Annotated in this window: 25 protein-coding genes; 13 read left to right on the top strand and 12 right to left on the bottom strand. The window is 40.1% G+C overall.

What is annotated here, in order from left to right:
- Window positions 1-398: 398 nt before the first annotated feature.
- Complete coding sequence (locus ABVJ71_RS12115) at window positions 399-1,490, bottom strand: branched-chain amino acid aminotransferase (RefSeq protein ID WP_353854229.1); 1,092 nt, start codon at window positions 1,488-1,490, stop codon at window positions 399-401.
- Between the two features lie 601 nt (window positions 1,491-2,091).
- Here ABVJ71_RS12115 and ABVJ71_RS12120 point away from each other — a divergent pair.
- Entirely contained in the window at window positions 2,092-2,724 is a 633-nt protein-coding gene (locus ABVJ71_RS12120) for a GTP pyrophosphokinase family protein (protein WP_353854230.1), read from the top strand.
- A gap of 149 nt (window positions 2,725-2,873) precedes the next feature.
- Here ABVJ71_RS12120 and ABVJ71_RS12125 read toward each other — a convergent pair whose 3' ends face one another.
- Window positions 2,874-3,020, bottom strand: coding sequence for a hypothetical protein (locus ABVJ71_RS12125; RefSeq protein ID WP_353854231.1), 147 nt, complete (start codon window positions 3,018-3,020; stop codon window positions 2,874-2,876).
- Between the two features lie 25 nt (window positions 3,021-3,045).
- On the bottom strand, window positions 3,046-4,131 hold the full coding sequence (locus tag ABVJ71_RS12130) for a Rap family tetratricopeptide repeat protein (protein WP_353854232.1): 1,086 nt from the start codon (window positions 4,129-4,131) through the stop codon (window positions 3,046-3,048).
- Window positions 4,132-4,673: 542 nt separating this feature from the next.
- On the opposite strand from ABVJ71_RS12130, the gene ABVJ71_RS12135 reads away from it, so the two are divergent.
- The 3 genes from ABVJ71_RS12135 (at window position 4,674) to ABVJ71_RS12145 (ending at window position 6,881) form a co-directional block, all read left to right on the top strand.
- A complete protein-coding gene (locus ABVJ71_RS12135; RefSeq protein ID WP_353854233.1) occupies window positions 4,674-5,438 on the top strand; it encodes a transporter substrate-binding domain-containing protein in 765 nt (254 codons plus the stop codon).
- A 73-nt stretch (window positions 5,439-5,511) separates the two neighbouring features.
- On the top strand, window positions 5,512-6,156 hold the full coding sequence (locus tag ABVJ71_RS12140) for an amino acid ABC transporter permease (protein WP_353854234.1): 645 nt from the start codon (window positions 5,512-5,514) through the stop codon (window positions 6,154-6,156).
- A complete protein-coding gene (locus ABVJ71_RS12145) occupies window positions 6,153-6,881 on the top strand; it encodes an amino acid ABC transporter ATP-binding protein (protein ID WP_353854235.1) in 729 nt (242 codons plus the stop codon). Before ABVJ71_RS12140 ends, ABVJ71_RS12145 begins: the two co-directional genes overlap by 4 nt.
- Window positions 6,882-7,118: 237 nt before the next feature.
- Here the strand turns inward: ABVJ71_RS12145 and ABVJ71_RS12150 are convergent, their stop codons facing one another.
- The gene (locus ABVJ71_RS12150; RefSeq protein WP_353854236.1) at window positions 7,119-7,502 is read right to left on the bottom strand and encodes a VOC family protein; all 384 of its coding nucleotides are present in this window, start codon (window positions 7,500-7,502) and stop codon (window positions 7,119-7,121) included.
- 116 nt (window positions 7,503-7,618) lie between these two features.
- Between ABVJ71_RS12150 and ABVJ71_RS12155 the strand changes: the two genes are divergently transcribed.
- Window positions 7,619-8,800 carry a class I SAM-dependent rRNA methyltransferase gene (locus ABVJ71_RS12155; protein ID WP_353854237.1) on the top strand — a complete coding sequence of 394 codons (1,182 nt, stop codon included), beginning with the start codon at window positions 7,619-7,621 and terminating at the stop codon, window positions 8,798-8,800.
- Between the two features lie 107 nt (window positions 8,801-8,907).
- Here ABVJ71_RS12155 and ABVJ71_RS12160 read toward each other — a convergent pair whose 3' ends face one another.
- Window positions 8,908-9,588 carry a CidB/LrgB family autolysis modulator gene (locus tag ABVJ71_RS12160; protein WP_353854238.1) on the bottom strand — a complete coding sequence of 227 codons (681 nt, stop codon included), beginning with the start codon at window positions 9,586-9,588 and terminating at the stop codon, window positions 8,908-8,910.
- Window positions 9,582-9,896: a CidA/LrgA family holin-like protein gene (locus tag ABVJ71_RS12165; RefSeq protein WP_353856652.1), complete on the bottom strand. Its 315-nt coding sequence runs from the start codon at window positions 9,894-9,896 to the stop codon at window positions 9,582-9,584. The genes ABVJ71_RS12160 and ABVJ71_RS12165 overlap by 7 nt, the downstream gene beginning before the upstream one ends.
- A gap of 232 nt (window positions 9,897-10,128) precedes the next feature.
- Between ABVJ71_RS12165 and ABVJ71_RS12170 the strand changes: the two genes are divergently transcribed.
- From ABVJ71_RS12170 to ABVJ71_RS12185, 4 genes are all read left to right on the top strand, one after another.
- Window positions 10,129-11,016, top strand: a complete 888-nt coding sequence (locus ABVJ71_RS12170) for a LysR family transcriptional regulator (RefSeq protein WP_353854239.1) — start codon at window positions 10,129-10,131, stop codon at window positions 11,014-11,016.
- Window positions 11,017-11,034: 18 nt separating this feature from the next.
- On the top strand, window positions 11,035-11,859 hold the full coding sequence (thiM, locus tag ABVJ71_RS12175) for a hydroxyethylthiazole kinase (RefSeq protein ID WP_353854240.1): 825 nt from the start codon (window positions 11,035-11,037) through the stop codon (window positions 11,857-11,859).
- Window positions 11,846-12,514, top strand: coding sequence for a thiamine phosphate synthase (gene thiE, locus ABVJ71_RS12180; protein ID WP_353854241.1), 669 nt, complete (start codon window positions 11,846-11,848; stop codon window positions 12,512-12,514). The genes thiM and thiE overlap by 14 nt, the downstream gene beginning before the upstream one ends.
- Window positions 12,515-12,636: 122 nt before the next feature.
- Complete coding sequence (locus ABVJ71_RS12185) at window positions 12,637-12,876, top strand: hypothetical protein (protein ID WP_353854242.1); 240 nt, start codon at window positions 12,637-12,639, stop codon at window positions 12,874-12,876.
- A gap of 120 nt (window positions 12,877-12,996) precedes the next feature.
- Here the strand turns inward: ABVJ71_RS12185 and ABVJ71_RS12190 are convergent, their stop codons facing one another.
- From ABVJ71_RS12190 to ABVJ71_RS12210, 5 genes are all read right to left on the bottom strand, one after another.
- A complete protein-coding gene (locus ABVJ71_RS12190; protein WP_353854243.1) occupies window positions 12,997-14,538 on the bottom strand; it encodes a cation acetate symporter in 1,542 nt (513 codons plus the stop codon).
- On the bottom strand, window positions 14,535-14,849 hold the full coding sequence (locus tag ABVJ71_RS12195) for a DUF485 domain-containing protein (RefSeq protein ID WP_353854244.1): 315 nt from the start codon (window positions 14,847-14,849) through the stop codon (window positions 14,535-14,537). Before ABVJ71_RS12195 ends, ABVJ71_RS12190 begins: the two co-directional genes overlap by 4 nt.
- A 107-nt stretch (window positions 14,850-14,956) precedes the next feature.
- Window positions 14,957-15,625 carry a glycosyltransferase family protein gene (locus ABVJ71_RS12200; protein ID WP_353854245.1) on the bottom strand — a complete coding sequence of 223 codons (669 nt, stop codon included), beginning with the start codon at window positions 15,623-15,625 and terminating at the stop codon, window positions 14,957-14,959.
- On the bottom strand, window positions 15,618-16,307 hold the full coding sequence (locus tag ABVJ71_RS12205; RefSeq protein ID WP_353854246.1) for a class I SAM-dependent methyltransferase: 690 nt from the start codon (window positions 16,305-16,307) through the stop codon (window positions 15,618-15,620). Before ABVJ71_RS12205 ends, ABVJ71_RS12200 begins: the two co-directional genes overlap by 8 nt.
- 303 nt (window positions 16,308-16,610) lie before the next feature.
- Window positions 16,611-16,751, bottom strand: coding sequence for an anti-repressor SinI family protein (locus ABVJ71_RS12210; RefSeq protein ID WP_353854247.1), 141 nt, complete (start codon window positions 16,749-16,751; stop codon window positions 16,611-16,613).
- Between the two features lie 459 nt (window positions 16,752-17,210).
- On the opposite strand from ABVJ71_RS12210, the gene ABVJ71_RS12215 reads away from it, so the two are divergent.
- Both ABVJ71_RS12215 and ABVJ71_RS12220 read left to right on the top strand, forming a co-directional pair.
- Window positions 17,211-17,594 (top strand): GtrA family protein, encoded by a 384-nt coding sequence (locus ABVJ71_RS12215; RefSeq protein ID WP_012011676.1) that lies wholly within the window; start codon window positions 17,211-17,213, stop codon window positions 17,592-17,594.
- Window positions 17,595-17,621: 27 nt separating this feature from the next.
- Window positions 17,622-17,879: a hypothetical protein gene (locus ABVJ71_RS12220; RefSeq protein WP_353854248.1), complete on the top strand. Its 258-nt coding sequence runs from the start codon at window positions 17,622-17,624 to the stop codon at window positions 17,877-17,879.
- 32 nt (window positions 17,880-17,911) lie between these two features.
- On the opposite strand, the gene ABVJ71_RS12225 is transcribed toward ABVJ71_RS12220, so the two are convergent.
- A complete protein-coding gene (locus ABVJ71_RS12225; protein ID WP_353854249.1) occupies window positions 17,912-18,757 on the bottom strand; it encodes an AraC family transcriptional regulator in 846 nt (281 codons plus the stop codon).
- A 178-nt stretch (window positions 18,758-18,935) separates the two neighbouring features.
- Here ABVJ71_RS12225 and ABVJ71_RS12230 point away from each other — a divergent pair, with 178 nt between their 5' ends.
- Complete coding sequence (locus ABVJ71_RS12230; protein WP_353854250.1) at window positions 18,936-20,108, top strand: galactokinase; 1,173 nt, start codon at window positions 18,936-18,938, stop codon at window positions 20,106-20,108.
- 12 nt (window positions 20,109-20,120) lie between these two features.
- Window positions 20,121-21,113, top strand: coding sequence for a UDP-glucose 4-epimerase GalE (galE, locus tag ABVJ71_RS12235; protein ID WP_353854251.1), 993 nt, complete (start codon window positions 20,121-20,123; stop codon window positions 21,111-21,113).
- Window positions 21,114-21,142: the final 29 nt, after the last annotated feature.

Here is a 21,142-nt window from a genome sequence, read left to right on the forward strand (position 1 = left end):
GAATTTATTCAACAACTAATGGCTCATTTAAAATAAAATACACCTAAAAAAGATTGCTCCTGCTTCCGTATGTAATGGTTATAATACCATCTATTCAGGCAAGGCTCAATAAATAATGTTCTCATATAAAATGCCTCATCCCTGTTCATTTGTTAGCTTTCGATTCCAAAACTCGTCAATGTATTTTGATGTCAGAGTATTTCCTGCTTTATGATCAATCTTGCTGTCATAATTGATCATTCCGTAGCATTTAACCGCAAGCCTCTTTAGGACATTGAATACTTCATCTTGAGCATCATGACTTGATAAGGAGATTTTGACAAAATTATATATGTAAAGGCGGAAATAATTCCGAGAAAAAGAACCCTTCATCTTAAATGAAAGGTTCTTTGGAATGATTATGCTTGTTTGACGACAGAGTCGACTTCTACTGTCCAGCCGAAGATATCTGGCTGTTTGCCTTTTTGAATACCGGTAATGGCGTCGTATAATTTTTTAGATACTTCACCTGTTTGACCATCTTGAATGACATATTGTTGATCATGATAGATTAATTCACCAACAGGAGAAATGACAGCGGCCGTTCCAGTACCAAAAATCTCTTCAAGCTCTCCTGTTTTGTGTGCTTCAATGATTTCATCAATTGAAATTTTGCGTTCTGTCACTGGAATCTCCCAGTGCTTTAACAGTTCAATGACAGAGTGACGTGTAATCCCCTCTAAAATACTGCCGTTCAATTCAGGCGTGACGATCTCCCCATTGATTTTAAAGAAAATATTCATGCTGCCCACTTCTTCAATGTACTTTTTCTCAACCCCATCAAGCCAAAGAACTTGTGAAAATCCTTTGTTCTCTGCTAATTGCTGTGCTTTCAGGCTAGATGCGTAGTTTCCTGCTGTTTTTGCATTTCCAGTTCCGCCTTTTACGGCACGGACAAATTCGTTTTCAACAGCAATTTTTATAGGATGAATGCCTTCTTTATAGTACGATCCCACCGGAGACAAAATAATGAATAACTTATAGGTGCTAGACGGTGCAACACCTAAATAAGGCTCAGTCGAAATAATGAATGGACGGATATACAAGGAAGTTCCCTCTGCATCAGGTACCCAATCCTTATCAATGCGAATGAGTTCAATTAATCCCTCTAAAACCGTTTCTGTGTCAATTTGCGGGATACATAGGCGGTCATTGGATCTGTTCAGGCGTTCCATATTCTTTTCCGGACGGAATAAGAGAATTTTTTGATCTTCAGAAACATAAGCCTTTAAGCCTTCAAAAACAGATTGGCCGTAATGGTAGACCATAGACGCCGGATCCATTGGAATGGCCTGATAAGGGATAATTCTTGGATCGTACCAGCCTTTATCAATTGAATAATCCATCACAAACATGTGATCTGTGAAGATCTTTCCGAATTCAAGCTGATCAGATTGAGGTTTTGGTTTTTTTGTTGAACTAAGTTCAACGCGGATGGGTTGTTTTGACATTGTAAATCTCCTTGCTGTTTGATTATTTGAAAATTCTAATAATATGAAATAATTATGATTCTATTCTATACCTTCACAAAATATTAGCAATAGGTTTTCAGGAATTCAAATAAGAAAAATCTGTTAAAGCGCTTTCCTACTCCTTGCCGAATGTTTTTTAATTTCACCTCTCTTCAAAACAAGATATAAAACCTAAACGCATTATTAACTGATTAATCTGACAATTTAAAATAAGTTGTTTTCCTGTAAGATATTCTTTCAACCATACACCTTCTGACTAGGACATTGCAAGGGGCAAAACATCATATGTTAAAGCCTCTTTTTAATTGATACGGAAAGAAGAGATGTGAAAGGAGCGATCAAACTCTGGGAAAGCTGTCATTTATGCTTCAAGTGAGCAGTCAGAAATTGCAGGTATAGCAGACCGAATGATGTTATGGATATTGTAAAAGGATCTGTTCTTAAGCGAGCTTTGACATGGACCTATTACAACAGCGAAGCTAACGACGTATCATTTTTTAAAACCAATCACGTCCTCTCTTCGTCTAATAAACGGAAAGCGGTGTAAAAGCCGTTTGCTTAAAGGAGATGACAAATAGAAATGAATATGTCAGCAACTCATGTAGAAGATTTGAAAAGTGTCATGGAAGATTGGAAAAATGAATTGTTAGTATATAAATTTGCGTTAGATGAGATAGATACAAAGTTTTCAATTATTAGCCAAGAATATAATTTAATCCATGGACACAACCCGATTGAGCATACAAAATCACGTATTAAATCCTTTGAAAGCATCGTGAATAAATTAGCGAGAAAGGGATGCGACATCACTACACAATGTGCTAAGGAGCATATTCATGATATCGCAGGTGTCCGCATCATTTGCTCATTTATTCAAGATATCTATAACATTATTGATGTACTGAGGCAAAGAGAAGATTTAAAGATTCTTGAGGTAAAGGATTATATTCAGCATCCAAAGTCAAACGGCTACCGAAGTCTTCATTTAATTGTTGAGATTCCGGTCTATTTAACCAATCGTGTGGAGCATGTGAAGGTCGAGATTCAGGTGCGGACCATTGCGATGGATTTTTGGGCAAGTCTTGAACATAAAATATATTATAAATTGAACAACGATGTTCCTGCTCAGTTGACTGATGAATTGAAGGAAGCGGCAGATATCGCCCATTACCTAGATGAAAAGATGCAAAATATTAAACGAGAAATTGATTAAAAACCATCTCCATTCATCGGTTTCAAATCGTCATGAAAAGTGTAGAATGCTCATGATTCTTTGGCAGATATGAAAAACAGAGTAGCTGTAATAAACAATAGCTACTCTGTTTTGTCATTGGCAGTACCTAAAGGCTGAAGGTGTCCATGTTAAGGGTTAGTTCCACGATCTCTCTGAATAATGGTTCCCGTATCTTGTGGTTGTGCGGTTTGGCTGTCTTTTTGGGTGGAACATCCTATGAAAACACCTGTGATCACGAGAGCAAAAATCCCACTTGTTATGAGCCATTTCTTCATTACTCATCAACTCCTTAAATTTAAATTAACATGTCTTTAATGATAACGCCTTGTTCCAAAAATAAGTTGATTCTTCATAAAGACCATTCTCTGTTAAATATTCTGCCACATCTGTACAGATGGCCTCAAGGTCTACGAGAAAATTCATTGATTCTAATTGATCACAATACGACGTGATTTGTTCAATCATGTTGGATTGCTGTAACATGAGCGCTTCCAAGATGGATAACTTAAGCGAAATGTTTCGTTGTTTTAAATTTTCTGCTTTTTGAAGTGAAAGCTGTACATAATAATGGAACAATCCAGGCTTTTTCAGCTTAAATAACGCTTTTGTATAGGTATACATGGCAAGCAAATAGCCGCCTGGAGAAGACGTTTCAAATGTCTCGATCAATAAAGCCTTCTCAAGAAGCGGCACAGCTTCACTGTATTCGTTTCTCAGACTTTTAATAAAGGCAGCATTACAATACGCATGGCCGAGTAAATCTGGATCTTTCATATGTTCTAGTGAATGAATCACCTGCTGAAATAAAGTCTCTGCCTCATCATATTTTGCTTGGTCAGCATAATTCAACGCGAGCATCATCTGACAGCTAATTGATTTTTTCACATAACATGGGTCTGCGTCATAAATAGATGAAGCAATCTTCAAGTGATGTATAGAGAGAAGCGTAGACCTGATATTGTAGTATAGGCACCCTGTTTTATAATGAAACTCTGCTTTTTCAATGTCGTCGTGCACGAGATCCAACTTATTTTCAGCCAATTTTAAATGGTGAAATGCTGTATTGTGATTCCCTCTGCGCATCTCATACATTCCTTTAAAGAAGTAGAAATAGTAGCTGAGCATATCATCAGTACGGATCGCATCTTCATCGACAAAAAGACTATGATCTAGCGATGAAGTATCTTCAACGAGGTCTTTGAAACGGTATTCTAGTAATTGATAATAAAGTAAGACGTCTTGATTCTCTTCCATTCGATCAAACGCTTTAAGAATGTCTTCTTTCAATTGAATGGCATCTTGTATCTCTCTTTTTTTCATCATGATATACCAGTCATTTAGCATGTTTGCTACGTCAACAGATGACAACACCTTTGTTTCTTCCAATTAGTATCCTCCTTTCTTCATTATTAAAGCTGGTAAGTCCAGAACATGATATTATTTTACAATTAAACATTGGTTAGAATTTAAATATTTTCTTATATTTTAAGCTGTCTCTCACAATTTGTAAAACGTGTTTTTTGATGTAAATTCAACCAGTAGTGAAAAATTTAGGGAGTGTAAAACCTTTTTGTATGCGCTTGCATTCCTTTAGGTAAAAAGAGGGTCATCGGAAAAATATATCACAATATCAATGGGGACATTGGAGCCGTCTTTGTACGCTTAATCCATAGATTAGGAAGAAAGCACTGATTTCAAGAAAACTCCTCATTTTTTGTGAGATTATATCACATGAATATTGTGACTCACTTCCCTTTCAGAATAAAATGAGTTATTCGCAAAAAAGTAAAATTTAAAGAGACTATTGGTCTAGTATTGTATGGATCTTTAGTATCGATAAAAAATATCACACACCATAGCTTTAGCGTGGTATAGTAATATTGTTGTAGCGAATATTGAGACAAAACTGACAATAGGGGGTCTTTTTAATGAAGAAATCGATTTTACTGATGATGGGACTTGTTGTTGTGCTCGTCATGGCAGCCTGTGGATCAAAATCGGACAGCGGTTCGGGTGAAGGCAAGGGCACATATAAAATAGGGATAGATACAACATATCCGCCATTTGAGTTTGAAAAAGGCGATAAATACGAAGGAATAGACGTTGATTTAATTAATGCAATTGCAAAAGACCAGGGCTTCAAAGTTAAACTTGAGGCAATGGACTTCTCAGGTATTATTCCAGCCATGCAAGCTGGTCAGCTTGATGTTGGAATGGGCGGTATGAGCATTACTGATGAGCGTAAAAAGAAAGTGGATTTCTCAGAGCCATACTTCGATGCCGGTCTAACGGTTGTTGTAAAAAAAGACAGCAGCATCAAATCGATTGAAGATTTAAAAGGGAAGAAGCTAGCTGTTAAAAATGGAACAACAGGTGCAAAATTTGCAACTGATAACGCAGATAAATATGGGTATGATATTGTTCAATTTAATGACAGCCCATCTATGTTCCAAGAAGTATCTAACGGGAATGCAGATGCACTGATCGAAGACTATCCAGTCATTACCTATGCAATTGCTCAGCAAGATTTAAATTTGAAAACAGTCGGAGACCGCTTGAATGGAGATCAATATGGTATCTCTGTCATGAAAGGCAAAAACCAAGACTTATTGAAGAAAATCAATAAGGGTCTAGAGAATCTAAAGAAAAACGGTGAATATGAGAAAATTATGAATAAATATTTGAAGTCATAACACAAGCGAAGCGCGCTCGAGTGCGCGCGCTTTCTTTATGTGTAACTCGTATGTGAATGATGGAGGGAGAAACATGGATACGATTATCAACGCATTTCCGTATTTAATGGATGGTTTGCAAACCACTTTATATATCTTTGTTGTTGCTATCATTTTAGGATTTATTATTGGTTTAATTGTGGCATTATTTCGCCTGTCACCATTTAAAATTTTGAATTTCATCGCACTCGTATTTGTGAATGCGATTCGAGGTACGCCATTTATCGTACAGCTATTTTTCATTTATTTTGGCTTGAATACGCTTGAATTCATTTCGCTTGATCGAGTGCCGGCAGGGATTATTACTGTAGCAATTAATGCAGGGGCCTATTTCTCAGAGATTATACGAGCAGGGATTCAATCAATTGATAAAGGACAAACAGAAGCTGCGCGGTCTTTAGGGTTTACAGGGGGCCAAAACATGCGCTTTATTATTCTGCCACAGGCATTCCGCCGTATGTTGCCAGCCATTACAAACCAAGCAATAATCAGCTTGAAGGATACATCGCTCTTATCCATTATTGGCATCGCCGATATTATGCAAAGAGGACAAGTCCAAGCATCTGCTACGTTTGATCCTTTAAATGTATGGCTCATTGTGGGTGTCATTTATTTCGTGATTATTTATTTACTTTCTCTACTGGCTAGCTATGCAGAAAGGAGATTCGATATCAAATGAGTATGATTAAGGTGAAAAATCTAAAGAAATCCTTTGGTGATCACGAAGTGTTAAAGGATATTAATGTAGTCATCGAGGAAAAAGAAGTTGTTTGTGTCATTGGTCCATCTGGATCAGGGAAAAGTACATTTTTACGATGCCTCAATAAATTAGAAGATATTACGGCTGGAGAAGTCGTTGTCCATGGACATACGATTACAGATCCAAAGGTCAATATCAATAAAGTGCGCCAAGAGGTCGGAATGGTGTTCCAGCACTTTAATTTATTTCCTCATAAAACGGTTTTAGAAAACATCACGATTGCGCCGATCAAGGTAAAAGGCGTAGACAAGAAGGCGGCAGTCGATAAAGCCCTTGATTTGCTAGAAAAGGTCGGCTTAAAAGAGAAAGCAAAAAGCTACCCTAACCAACTATCTGGTGGGCAAAAACAGCGTGTTGCTATCGCAAGAGCCTTAGCGATGGACCCGAAAGTGCTATTATTTGATGAGCCAACATCTGCTCTTGATCCAGAGGTCGTCGGGGATGTATTAGCCGTCATGAAACAATTAGCCGTCGAAGGAATGACGATGATTGTTGTAACACATGAAATGGGCTTTGCAAGAGAGGTAGGAGACCGCGTAATCTTTATGGATGGCGGATATATTGTCGAAGAAGACAAGCCAGAGGCGCTATTTGGAAATCCGCAGCACGAGCGTACAAAATTATTTCTTAGTAAAGTGTTATAAACAGAGTAAAAGCAGGTATGTGTGCTGTACCTGCTTTTACTCTGTTTTTTTTCGTGAAAAAAATAGAGCCACATCTCTTAATCAGGTGCTCACATTGCCCACTAAGAGGCGATGCCCAACAAATTTAGTTAAAAGCCCAATGATGGCTAGGCAGATTGCCCCGATAAAAAGTTTTCATTGATTGTATTGGCCTATCAAGAAATCAACGATAAATCACCAAGCATTTCCTAGGAAATATTAACGCTGGAAGAATTCAATCCATTCTTGGTCTGGTCCTCTGAAGAAGAAGTAGCAGTAGCCATTTGGAAGTGTTGTAATTTCCTCATCAATCAATTCAATTTGAAGCTTTTGAATGCGACTGAACTCTGCGTGAATATTGTCTGTCGTGAAGGCGAGATGATGCACTTTTCCTTCAGCAGGCAACTCACTGTTGTAGCCTTGAATTAACTCAATTTCCGTTTCTTCCTCATCCTTAAAACCGAGAAATGCAAGCTCAATGACTCCGTTTGAATGGGTGATCCGATCTTTTAATTTCATGCCCACAACCTTTTCATAAAAATCAATGGACTGATCAATATCTTTTACCATCAAACCTGTATGATCTAAGCGTAATGTTGTCAAAAGAAGTACCTCCTCTATGTGACTATGATATTTTTTCTCATCTTATCATAATAGAATTAACACATACATTCATATGGTAGGATAGAGAGAGTCAATTTAGGATAAGGATGACACATATGAAAAAAATCATTTTAAAACAAACATTTGCAGAACAAGTGAAAAAGGGATATCCGCTTATTTCAAAAGATGCTGTGTTGCATGTGAACGGTATACAAGAAGGAGATCTCATTGAATGGGTGGATGAAAGAGGTTCTTTTTTAGGCAAAGGTTATTATGGTGTGCAGAATAAAGGAATCGGCTGGGTGCTTTCTTTTGATGCGAAAGAAAAAATAGACCAAACCTTTTTTGCTTCTAAGTTAGAGCAGGCAGCTAAAAGCAGAACGCATTTATTTCGAGATGCACAGACGACAGCTTTCCGTGTATTGAATGGAGAGGGTGATGGAATTGGTGGTATCACTATCGATTATTATGATGGATTCTATCTCATCCAATGGTATAGCCAAGGAATCTTTACGTTGAAATCTGACATTTTAGCTGCGATTGAGCAGGTATATCCAGATTATAAAGGGATTTATGAAAAGAAACGATTTGATACGTCAGGACAATATATTGAGGATGATGATTTTGTCAAAGGAGAGAAAGGCGAATTTCCTCTTATCGTCAAAGAAAACGGAATGAGTGTGGCGGTTTACTTAAATGATGGTGCAATGACTGGTATCTTTCTTGATCAACGTCATGTGAGAAAAGCGATTCGAGACCGCTATGCGAAAGGAAAGACGGTTCTCAACACCTTTTCATATACGGGTGCTTTCTCAGTTGCAGCAGCGCTTGGTGGAGCGAGCCGTACGACAAGCGTTGATGTGGCAAACCGTAGTTTGAAAAAGACGTCCGAGCAGTTCGAGATCAATGAAATTGATGTGTCTGGACACGACATAAAAGTGATGGACGTATTTCAATACTTCCCATTTGCAGCAAAGAAGGGATGGACATATGATTTGGTGATCTTAGACCCTCCTTCCTTTGCACGCACAAAAAAACACACATTCAGTGCTGCTAAGGACTATAAAAAACTGTTAAAAGAAGCAATCCAAATCACGGCTGAGAACGGCGTCATTGTGGCATCAACCAATAGCAGTGCATTTGGAATGAGGAAATTTAAAGGATTTATTGACCAGGCCTTTAAGGAATCTGGACAAACGTATCGTATCCTTGAAGAATACACACTTCCTGAGGATTTCCGTACAACAAAGAACTACCCTGAAGGAAACTATCTGAAGGTCTTATTCATCCAAACATAATGAAAAAGCCATTTTCCAGCCATAAAAAAACTCCCCTAAGGCAAACAGATTTGTTCATTCATCTGTCTACCTTTAGGGGAGCATATCATAAGAGGAAATGGCTTTTTCTATAAGGCAAACGACATGAGGAGGGGGGCCGCACATAATGTAATAATGGCTGAAATAATCATCGATACACTTGAGATCGTACCCGAGACGGAGCTTAACTCAAAGGCCTTTGATGTGCCTGCGCCGTGTGCACCTGTACCGAGCAAGACGCCTTTTGCGATGTCATTGTCAATTCGGAAGTAACGGATGACCATTGGGCCAATGATGGAGCCGAATAGTGCAGTTAAGATGACGAATACAGCCGTAACGGACGGCATGCCGCCAATCATTTCTGAGACACTCATGGCAATTGGTGTTGTCACTGATCTTGGGACAAGACTTTCAATAAGCCCTGTATCCAAATGAAACAATTTGGCGATAAACGCTGTTGATAAAATCGCAATGACAGAACCGCAAGCAACATTCAATACAATTTCAACTGCATGCTTCTTTAGAACGTGAAAATACTTATATAAAGGAATTGCAAAGGCAACAGTCGCAGGCTGAAGCATATTCGTTAGCCATTTCCCGCCTTGATTGTATGCATCGTAAGGTATGTTCACAAACAACAGAAGGATCACAAGTACAAGAGGGGTCACAAGTAAAGGTGAAGCATAGACCTTCGGGTGACGTTTGTAAACCGCTTTTGATCCGAGGTATATAAGAACAGTTAAAATCAGAAATAATCCGCCAACTAGCAAAGCTTTTTCCGCTCCTTTCTTTTCGCAATTAGTTGCGTCATCATGCCAGTAGAAAGCATGACAACAAAGGTACTAAGTAATACAACGAGCACAATACTGACGCCATATTGGGAAAGCAGTTTTCCATAATCAATGACACCAACGGCCGACGGGATAAAGAAGAGTAGCAGCTCTCCAAGTAACCATACTGCACCGAGTTCAATCCATTTTAATTGAATGATATTAAAATGAAGTAATAAGAAAATGACAAAAATGCCCAATATTGTACCTGGGATTCTTAAATGCAAAAAAGTCGCTAGGGCATTCATTAATTTCGCAAAAACAAACAAAGCTGTAATCTGAAGGGTAGCAATCAGCGACGTTTTAAGCAATTGCACTTTCCATTCACTCCTTTTCTATATAAATTGTTCACTATTTCACAAAAGCTTAACAACGTTACGATTGATGAACTTACTTTAAAGTGTACAGCACGTTTCGTTATAGGTAAAATACATATATTGAATAGTTATTATTCCTTTTGTCTATAGGGGGGTGACCGAGATGGACATTAGACATTTAACATATTTCTTAGAAGTGGCAAGGTTAAAGAGTTTTACGAAAGCGTCTCAATCTCTTTATGTATCACAGCCGACCATTTCCAAAATGGTCAAGAATCTTGAAGATGAACTGGGCGTCCAGTTATTTTACCGAAATGGTCGGCAGGTTGAAATGACAGACGCAGGACTAACCATGTATACAAAGGCAAGTGAAATTACACAATCTTTTCAAAATTTAACGAGTGAATTAAATGATGTAATGAACGTGAAAAAAGGGCACATTCGAATTGGGTTGCCACCAATGATAGGATCAAGTTTCTTTCCAAATGTCATGGGGGAATTTCGCCAGCAGTATCCAGATGTCACGTTTCAATTGGTCGAACATGGCTCCATTAAAGTGGAGGAAGGGGTAGAGGATGGTTCGTTAGATATTGGTGTCATTGTTCTCCCTGCAAATGATAAAATTTTTCATACGTACACCATTATGAAAGAGAACATGAAGCTTGTGACGCATCCATCACATCCGATGGCATGTCGTGCTGAGGTGCATTTAGCAGATTTAAAAGAAGAGTCTTTTATTTTCTTTAGAGAAGATTTTGTTCTGCACAGCCGGATATTGAATGAATGCATGAATGCAGGCTTTCGACCCAATGTCATCTATGAAACCTCTCAATGGGATTTCATTAGTGAAATGGTGGCTGAAAATCTAGGAATAGGGCTTCTTCCTGAGCGGATTTGCCGCGATCTTGATCCTGAAAAGGTAAAAGTGATCTCACTACATCCATTTATCCCGTGGCATTTAGGGGTTATTTGGCGAAAGGATCGCTATCTGTCGTTTGCGGCAAGAGAATGGTTAAAGCATACGAAATCCTATGTTTGGGATGTAGAGTAACAAAGGGGGACGATATTGATGAAGATAAACCACGCATCTGACTTGCTGGACATGGTCCGGTCGAAGAATCCACTTGTTCATCATATTACCAATCAAGTTGTAACCAACTTTACAGCAAATGGATTGCTTGCCTTAGGTGCTTCTCCGGTGATGGCAAATGCGAAAGAAGAAGTCGCCGAAATGGCTCAATTAGCTGATGCGCTTGTTTTAAATATTGGCACTTTGACAAAAGAGACCGTTGAAGCGATGATCATTGCTGGACGAGCGGCCAATGAAAAAGGTGTGCCTGTACTATTAGATCCTGTTGGTGTGGGAGCAACAACATTTCGGACAAGTGCAGCAAATCAACTATTACAGCAAGTCAATATATCAGTCGTAAGAGGAAATGCTGCGGAAATTGCGAACTTGATCGAAACGGATGGCTGGGAGTTAAAGGGTGTTGATGCGAAAGAGGCGAATGGTGACGTGTCAGCATTAGCAAAGCAAGCAGCGAAAGCACTTCATACGGTTGTCGTCATTACAGGAAAAGTAGATGTTGTATCGGATGGAGATGTGGTGATGTCCATTCATAATGGACATGAGTGGCTGACAAAGGTGACAGGAGCAGGCTGTTTACTCACATCTATCATGGGGGCATTTTGTGCAACAGGTGAACAGCCTTTTCATGCGGCGGCATCTGCTCTTTTATTTTATGGTGTCGCAGCAGAAAAAGCGGCTTTGCAAACCAAAGGAAATGGACCTGGGACGTTTCAAATGGAACTTTTAAATGAATTATCAAACACAAGTGCCACAGATGTGATCACTTTAGGGAAAATAGAGGGAGATGTATATGACAAAGGTTGACCAACAGCAACTCAAGGAGCAATTGTCTCTTTACTTTATTATGGGAACAGCGAATACGGATAGGCATCCGCTAGACGTCATCGAAGAAGCTATTAAAGGCGGGATTACGATGTTTCAATTTCGCGAAAAGGGAGAAGGAGCACTGCAAGGTGAAGCCAAGAAACGATTGGCTGAGCAAATACAAGTACTTTGTAAAGAAGCGCATGTCCCTTTTATCGTGAATGATGATGTTCAGCTCGCCATAGAGATTGATGCAGACGGTGTCCATGTGGGTCAGGAAGATGCAAATGCACAAGACGTACGACAGAAGATTGGGGAGAAAATTTTAGGTATCTCCACTCATCACATTGATGAAGTCAAGCAAGCAATTAAGGACGGGGCAGATTATGTTGGCATGGGACCGGTCTATCCAACAAAAACGAAAAAGGATACACGAAGTGTACAAGGGGTCTCTTTGATAAAAGAAGTACGTAGCCATGGTCTAAATATCCCGATTGTCGGAATTGGCGGCATCACATCTGATAATGCTGCACCCGTGATACAAGCAGGTGCAGATGGCATTAGTATCATTAGTGCCATTAGTCAAAGCAAGCAGCCAAGAAAAGCAGCAGAACAACTGAAATCACTTGTTGTATCAGAAAAAGCATCTCTCTAAGTCTTTGAGTCTTTGAAGGTATGGATCAACTCATCTATGCCTTTACTTGTTCGGGGATAAAAATGGACAGAGGGAGAAACGGTTGTGTACAATTTTATCATTAGGAAAATAAAGAAGAATGCATGATGGAAGTGCTTAGCACGTATTTTCGATACGATGAAGCGGGTAAAGGTCAGAAGCAAATGGATGAATTGCTTGAATTGTTTTCTGATAACGTCATGATTATGCTGAATGGCGCTCAAAAGCTTGTTCATGAAGACATTAAGCATATGTGGGGTCAATGGGGAAAAAGAGAAGATGGAAACGTTGAAACAAACGGGGCCGTTTGCGGGAAGCTGACGAACGGTCATTATATACAGTAGTAGGAATTGACATTGTTGCGCTAGACGAAACTGGAAAAAGCATTTACTTAGAAAATGTTCCACAACATCCAGCATTATTTCAGCGTTACTAAAAAGCCGGCTTGCAGAGCCGGCTTTTGCTTATGAATCAGTGCCCATGTGCATCCCTGTATGTGCCTTCACTTGAATTTCTGTAAAGGTTTCATAATCAGCTTTTTCAGAGGAGAAAATCGTTCCTAAATAAGCTGCAAGGAATCCAAGTGGAATGGAAATAATGCCAGGGTTAGACAGCGGGATGAGTGGTTCACCTGTAAAAATGGCTGCACCTGACGGATCCCAGACACTCGGGCTGAGCGAGACAATGAGGAGTGCGCTTAGAAGACCGGTTAAACTTCCTGCAATGGCTCCAGTTGAGTTGAATTTTTTCCAAAAGACGGTGAAGAGAATTAATGGTAAATTGGCACTTGCTGCAACTGCGAAGGCAAGTGACACAAGGAAAGCAACGTTTAAGGACTGGGCAAATAAAGCAAGAACGATTGATAGAATGGACACGCCAATTGAGGCAAAACGAGCTGCTCTTACCTGCTCTGGTTCGCTAGCTTTCCCTTTTCGAATGATCTGACTGTAGAAATCATGCGCAAATGCAGATGCGGCGGAGAGCACAAGCCCTGTCACAACAGCCAAAATGGTCGCAAATGCGATAGCGGAAACAAATGCAAATAAGAAATCTCCTCCAAGGGCTTGTGCAAGTAGCGGCGCTGCCATATTTCCTGCTGCATCGGCTGCTATGATCGCTTCTGTTCCAACAAATGCAGCTGCACCGAAGCCGAGGAAAACCGTCATTAAATAGAAAATCCCGATGATCCAAGTCGCAGAAAGAACAGATTTCCTTGCGGAGATGGCATCCTTTACGGTATAAAACCGGATCAAAATATGTGGTAAACCCGCAGTCCCAAGTACCAGTGCAAGGTTAAGAGAAAGGGTTTCTAATGGGACGTCATATTTATTACCCGGATGAAGGAAGGACTCGCCGAGCGGGGTCGCTGTTTTCATTTGCTCAAACATGTTCATAAAGTTAAAATCAAACTTTGCAAACACGAGCAGTGAAATGATTAAAGTACCAAGCATCAGGAGAACGGCTTTTGTGATCTGTACCCAGCTGGTGGCGATCATTCCCCCAAACACCACATAGATGGTCATCAATACACCCACAATCAAAACCGCAATCCAATAATCAATGCCAAGAAGCAGCTTGATTAATGCTCCTGCACCAACAAGCTGTGCAATCATATAAAAAGTAGAGACAGTGATCGTATTAAAGGCAGCGACTCCTCTAATTGCAGGTCGTTTAAATCGTGCAGCAATCATATCTGCCATCGTATATTTCCCGAGATTTCGAAGCGGTTCAGCTACAACATACAAAACGACAAGGTACGCTACGAGAAAGCCAATGCTATAGAAGAAACCATCAAACCCATTTAACGCAATCATCCCCGCTATCCCTAAAAATGAGGCAGCGGACATATAATCTCCAGCGATGGCAAGACCGTTTTGAAACCCTGTCAGCCCTCCACCTGCTGTATAAAAATCACTAGCACTGCTTGTTTTCTTCGCGGCAAAATACGTGATGACCAAAGTGAGTCCTACGATCGCTACAAATAAAATAAAAGCGGTCATGCTCATTCGTCATCACCTCGAGACTCAATTTTTAAAGCGCTTACATATTTGTCGAACTGAGCAGCTTTTTTCGCATAAAGTCCACATAAAACCCATGTCATGATGAATTGTGTGAGGGCGAATAACCAAGCCCATGAGATTGCACCAATTGCTGGTGTGTTCAAAAAGGTGAAGTAGGATGTAGCAACAGGAAGTGAAAAGTAAAAGAGAAAAAAGAAAATCGTCAACGGAACAATAAATCGGCGTTTTTCCTCAAGAAGTTTTCGGAAATCCTCTGAAGCGACAACCTTCCTATAATGAACTTTTTTGTCTGCCATTGTTTCCTCCTTTGTACGAAATAGGGACAAGGTACTCCAATGCATATGAGACAATCTAGTTGTTTATGACAGTATAACATAAAAAAGACACCCGAAAAGGGTGCTTTTTACTGATAATTTGCAAGAAATATTTGTCTAGCTTTCTCATATGCATCCGCATCAAAGTGATCTCCGCATTTGTGAATACACCAAGGTTCGTGCTGTCTAGCGATACCGACTTCATAACCATTTTTGATAAATTCACAAGACTGCGAGACATCATAAAAATGAAACCCGTCAAAGAGATCATCACGCCACTTTATATCATATTGCGTGGCCATCAGCAGACCGTCAATAGCCGCTGCTTTAATAAAGTCACGAGGCCCGGCTTGCTCATGGACTGTTTCAAATGAAAGCAATTGATATGTGTTGTGCCGATATTCAATCACCTTGCCTCTGCAACCTTTGCTCTCCCACCAAATCCCATTGTCAGGAATACTTTCTGCTCCAATCACCCCGAGCATTCCAAGTGACGGATTTTGTAAAAAAAGTGGGATGAGTTCAAGTAACATTTGTTGTTTGACAATCAATGTATCCTGATGAAGATAAATTTTAAATTGAGCGGGATGAGTCAATGCCTTATTATATCCGGAGGCCATACTCGATGCTTCTCTAATTGGAAAAACCTCAACGTGATAACCATGCGGAGCAGGGAGTAAGGCGAGCTGCCGGAAGCATGCTTGGAACATCGACTCATCGTTAACACATAGTACAAAAAGAATGGTCGGGTTATTCATTAAGCGGAACCGCCTCAACAACATATTGATAAGCTGTAGATGCCTCATGAAAATCGAAACGTATTCCGTGCTTCACAAGCAGATCGTGTAAATCATTGGTCACGTTCGCATAGGAAGGATGCTGTACACGAATGGTCTCCAGATCACGAATACGGTAACCTGCTGACTGAAAGAGTGCATGTATTTCGTGGAGGGTAAAGAAACGTAAGTGTGTTTGGTCCATCAGCCCTGCATCTGTATAAGACCACCTTCCAGCTAACAATTCTAAAACAGTTGAGATATGGCCGATATTTGGGATAGATGATAGGATGGTTCCCTCCTTTTTGAGGAAGGGTTTGACTTTTTTTAAGACAGCCCAAGGATCAAGTAAGTGTTCAAGTACGTCGCCGAAGATGATGCAGTCAAATTGTTCTTGACGATAAGGGAGGGTCATCTGTTCTATATTACCGCATAGAACATGATCTAACTCCAGTTCAGCCTGCTTTGCTGCATGTTCAAATGATTCGATTCCGCATATTGTCCGCCCCTCTTGTTTCAAGGCTTTTCCAAGCTGGCCTGTTCCGCATCCAATATCCAAAATAGATGTCCATTCATCACGAATACGATTGACGATAACAGGGTTCGCGCCGTGATAATATTGATCCTTTTTTTGGTGATAATACGAAAGGGAATCTGAACTCACGCTCTACCCCACCTTTCTTTTTTTCTCATCGCTTTCATGATTAATATATGGAAGGGAAGCTTGTTTTTATAACGAAGGTAGGCAGAATTTATTCAGTGCAGGCAAAAAGAGATCATATAAAGAACATGAAACGGACTGTCCTCCTAATATAGAAAGACAGAACCCCATTGCGAGGAAGGGATTGGTATGATGAGGTGTTCAACAATTGTAGCGTATCGTCATGAAAGGATTTTCCAAAGGTCTATTGACCGGTCAGAACTTTTCGCCAAAGCATTCTGAAAGACAAAGGATAACGGCGTTGATTTATGGTTTGTTTATCATCTTCTGATCACCGTTGGATGTTAAAAAAGCTTGTATTTCTTCGATGCCTAGTCCGATTTTTTTCGCTTCCTGAATCAAATAAACCCACTCTTCGTCAACTCTTCTTTTCACTTGCGTTTCCATAATATCCTCCAGTTCAATAAGACATATTCATCTGCAACCAATGACTTGAACAAACCGTCTAGTAACTGTACGTGTTTTGTGAAAGCTGCCGCAAAATAGATCCTTGTCGAAAAAAGATGACATTTAACCTATTTTGTAAAAAATATCACCTACCACACTCCTAAAAAAATGACTAAAAAATCCAAAAAATATTGATTTCTTACTTCTAATAATAAACAATTGTAAAGTCAGTTAAAAGATTATAAATTAAAATAATGACAAAGACCTAAATCATATGACTCGTATAAACCATTTAGGTTGAAATGTGCCATCTCTTTGAACGACTTTCATCTTTGCAGAATGTGAATATTGTTCATTTGGGAAGTTCTTGTCAAGATGGTATTCTAAAAGAACAGAAACCACCAAGAAGGAATGAAAAAAGACATGTATAGCCTTTTTCAAAAGTATCAAGAAGTCGTCATGTATCTTGTCATGGGTGTGTGTACAACCATTGTCAACATTGTCAGCTTCTATCTATTCGTTGAGATGTTTTCCATGGATTATAAAACGGCAACGGTTGTTTCATGGGTATTTGCTGTTCTCTTTGCCTATATCACCAATAAGAAGTATGTCTTCAAGCAAAAGGCACGTGACACAAAAAGCCTGATGCGTGAGCTTTCTTCATTTTTTAGTGTACGTCTCATGTCTCTAGGTGTTGATCTAGGGCTGATGATTTTATTTGTGAGCCAGATGGCATTAAATGAAACCGTCGCAAAAATTCTTGTTAACTTTGTGATTGTGGTGGTCAATTATGTCGCCAGTAAATGGTTCGTCTTCAAGAAAACAAAAGAAGATGCGATTTAACCACATGAAAAAGATAGGTGATCTGAAATGAGCAACAGGCCAGACGAATTATATGATGTCATATATCAACAAACAGAAAAGCAGCATGAACAAGTGCTGAAGCTAGTCAAAGAAATGACCGCACATCCAGAAGCGTTTACGGAACAAGAAAAAGAAAAGATCGATCGAATGGACATTGCGCTTCAAACGGCAACAGATATCCTAGAAAACTTAATGACACCTGATACGCAAATGACCATTGTTTTAAGACAAGGGAGAATCTGTGTCGACCTGACGAAAGCATAAAGAGCAGCCATTTGAAAAGCGGCTGCTCTTTATTATGCATCGCTTGTTTCCCGCAGTTGCTTTGGAGACATGCCAATTTTCTTGCGAAAGACTTTATTTAAGTAATTCGCATTTCGGTAGCCGCACTGTATGGCGATTTCTTCAATCGAGTATTTCGTTGTTTTCAGTAACGTTTCCGCCTTTTCTAATCGAATATTTGTTAAGTAGTGAATAGGTGTAAAGCCAGTTGCCTTTTTGAATTCCCTCGTAAAATGACTTTTGGATAAACGTGCCACAGCCGCCATATCGTCAGGGCCAATTTCTTCATGAAAATGATGGCTTGCAAATAAAGCTGCCTGTACGATTGGCTCAGGCCATTTCTCCATTTGTCCTTCAAGCTTTGGCAAATAAGAATAAAGTTCCATGACAAATTGATAAGCAAGGCTAGACCCCTCAAACGAATTGGTAATCCGTCTTTCACAGGCTTCATCATAAATCTTCTTCAGCAGGCGGATCGGTTTAGAATTTGGATGAAAACGTATGACCTGCTTTCCCTGTTCTATAAAATGATCAAAGCAAAGATCACAGGCTTCCCCGTAAAGCGTCAAATATAGGAATTCCCAATGCTCACTGTCTTCTGGGAAAAAGTATTGGTAGGCACTGGGGCTTTTCACAAGAAAGGCCTGTCCCGGCAATACTTTGTATCGTTTTTGCCCAATTTCAATCATGCCATGACCGGACAGTGTGAGCTGAAAGATGCATTTGCCTTGATCCTTCCGCTCTACGCCATTCCAGCTGTATAACGAAGATGATTGAACTTCCCAGCCGACAGACCAAATTTGCGCCGGCAATGTCACATCAGAATGGTGAAAACGAAATGCAAATGCTTCTTTCTTCAAATTGGAAATCCTCCTTCACAGCAAAAAACAACCTTTTTTGGTTTTGAATCATGGTACACCTCATATCACATCGTACCATCCACAGCAAAAAAAGGGTATTTTTAAACGGTTTTTTTACCATTGAACACCAGCCATTTAGACAACTAAAATAAGATTATCAGAACAGAAGAAAAGGGGAATGGATATGATCGATACCTTGCGAGCGGCATTTCATCAACAATTTGGGAATAGGGGGCCACTTCGTTATTTTTTCGCCCCAGGCAGGGTGAACTTGATTGGTGAACATACAGATTACAATGGGGGACATGTTTTCCCGTGTGCACTTACACTAGGTACTTATGCGGCATGTGCAAAACGGTCAGATGGTCTTGTCAGGATGTATTCCCTGAACTTTGAAGAAGAAGGTGTGAAAGAAGTGGACCTTTCTGAAATCGCTTACGAAGAGTCAGACGGCTGGGCGAACTATCCAAAAGGTGTATTCAGCAAGTTTGCAGAAGGAGGAATGAACGTGAAAGAAGGCTTTGATATTGTGTACTTCGGTAATATTCCAAATGGTGCAGGACTGTCTTCAAGTGCCTCCATTGAACTTGTCACAGCTGTATTGATTGATGAATGGTATTCATTTGGCGTATCAAACGTCGATCTTGCCCTTCTTGCGCAGCGTGCAGAAAATGAATTTATTGGCGTCAATTGCGGGATTATGGATCAATTTTCTATTAGTCTCGGAAAAGAAAATCACGCCATACTTCTTAAATGTGACACCCTTTCCTATGAGTACAGTCCATTTCGACAAGATGGTTTATCACTTGTCATCGCCAATACAAACAAAAAGCGGACACTGGCAGATTCCAAATACAATGAACGCCGAGCAGAGTGTCAGTCTGCCTTAGATGATCTCAGAAAAGAATTAGACATCGCGCATTTATGTGAGCTAACCGCTGATGAACTTCAGCAGCATGCCCATTTGATCCAAGATACAACGAATCTTAAACGTGCGAGACATGCGGTGACGGAAAATGAACGGACCTTGAAAGCTGTAAATTTTCTGAAAGATGATAAAATTGAGGAACTAGGCGCTCTGATGAAGGCATCTCACCTCTCTTTAAAAAATGATTATGAAGTAACTGGACTTGAATTAGATGCACTTGCAGAAGCAGCTTGGCGTCATCCTGGTACGATTGGTTCACGAATGACCGGTGCAGGCTTTGGCGGCTGTACAGTCAGTATTGTGAAAGATGAGTTGCTGGACTCATTTATAGAAGAAACAGGTGCGATTTATTATGAAAAAACGGGCATTCAAGCATCGTTTTACATAACTGGAATTGGAGACGGCGCAAGAGAAATAACATAAGGAGGAATGGTAATGACAATTTTAGTTTGTGGAGGAGCAGGTTTCATTGGCAGTCATGCGGTGGCAGCCCTTTTAGCCAAAGGAGAAAATGTGGTGATTGTCGATAATCTCCAGACAGGTCATAAAGAAGCTGTCCTCGAGGGAGCGGTATTAGAGCAAGGTGATTTAAGAGATACAGCCTTTTTAAGGAACGTCTTTGAGACACATTCAATTGAAGCAGTCATGCACTTTGCTGCCGATTCGCTAGTCGGTGAGAGTGTCACTGACCCGCTGAAGTATTATGACAACAATGTCGGCGGGGCCATTGCCTTACTTCAGGTGATGAACGAATTTGATGTGAAAAAGATTGTGTTTTCTTCAACAGCTGCTACATATGGTGAACCAAAGCGTGTGCCTATAGTGGAAACCGATGAGACGAATCCAACCAATCCTTACGGTGAAACCAAATTAGCGATTGAAAAAATGTTGAAATGGTCTGAGAAAGCATACGGCATTGAATATGTTGTGCTTCGCTACTTTAATGTGGCGGGTGCTCATACAGAAGGGCTTGTCGGTGAGGATCATCAGCCTGAGACGCATCTCATTCCCATTATCCTTCAAGTAGCTCTTGGGAAACGGGATCAAATCATGATTTACGGTGATGATTATGAAACAGATGATGGTACATGCATTAGAGATTATATTCATGTGATGGACTTAGTAGAGGCACATATCTTAGCAGTTGATCGTTTGCGGCAGGGAAAAGGGAGTGCAACTTATAACTTAGGAAATGGTACAGGTTTTTCCGTTAAGCAGGTTGTAGAAGCGGCAAGAGAGGTAACAGGTCATCCTATACCAGCACAGGTGGCAAAAAGACGAGCAGGAGATCCCGCAAAACTCATTGCTTCATCCGACAAGGCGCTCCAAGAACTAGGGTGGCAGCCTCAATACGCAGATCTTCATACAATCATTCAAAGTGCATGGGAATGGTTCCAGAAGCATCCGGAAGGCTACCAGAGTGAATAAAACCTAACCGGCAGGCATGAGAGGAGAAA

The organism is Bacillus sp. Bos-x628, from assembly GCF_040500475.1.
In the GTDB taxonomy this organism is placed as follows: Bacteria; Bacillota; Bacilli; order Bacillales; family Bacillaceae; genus Bacillus; species Bacillus maqinnsis.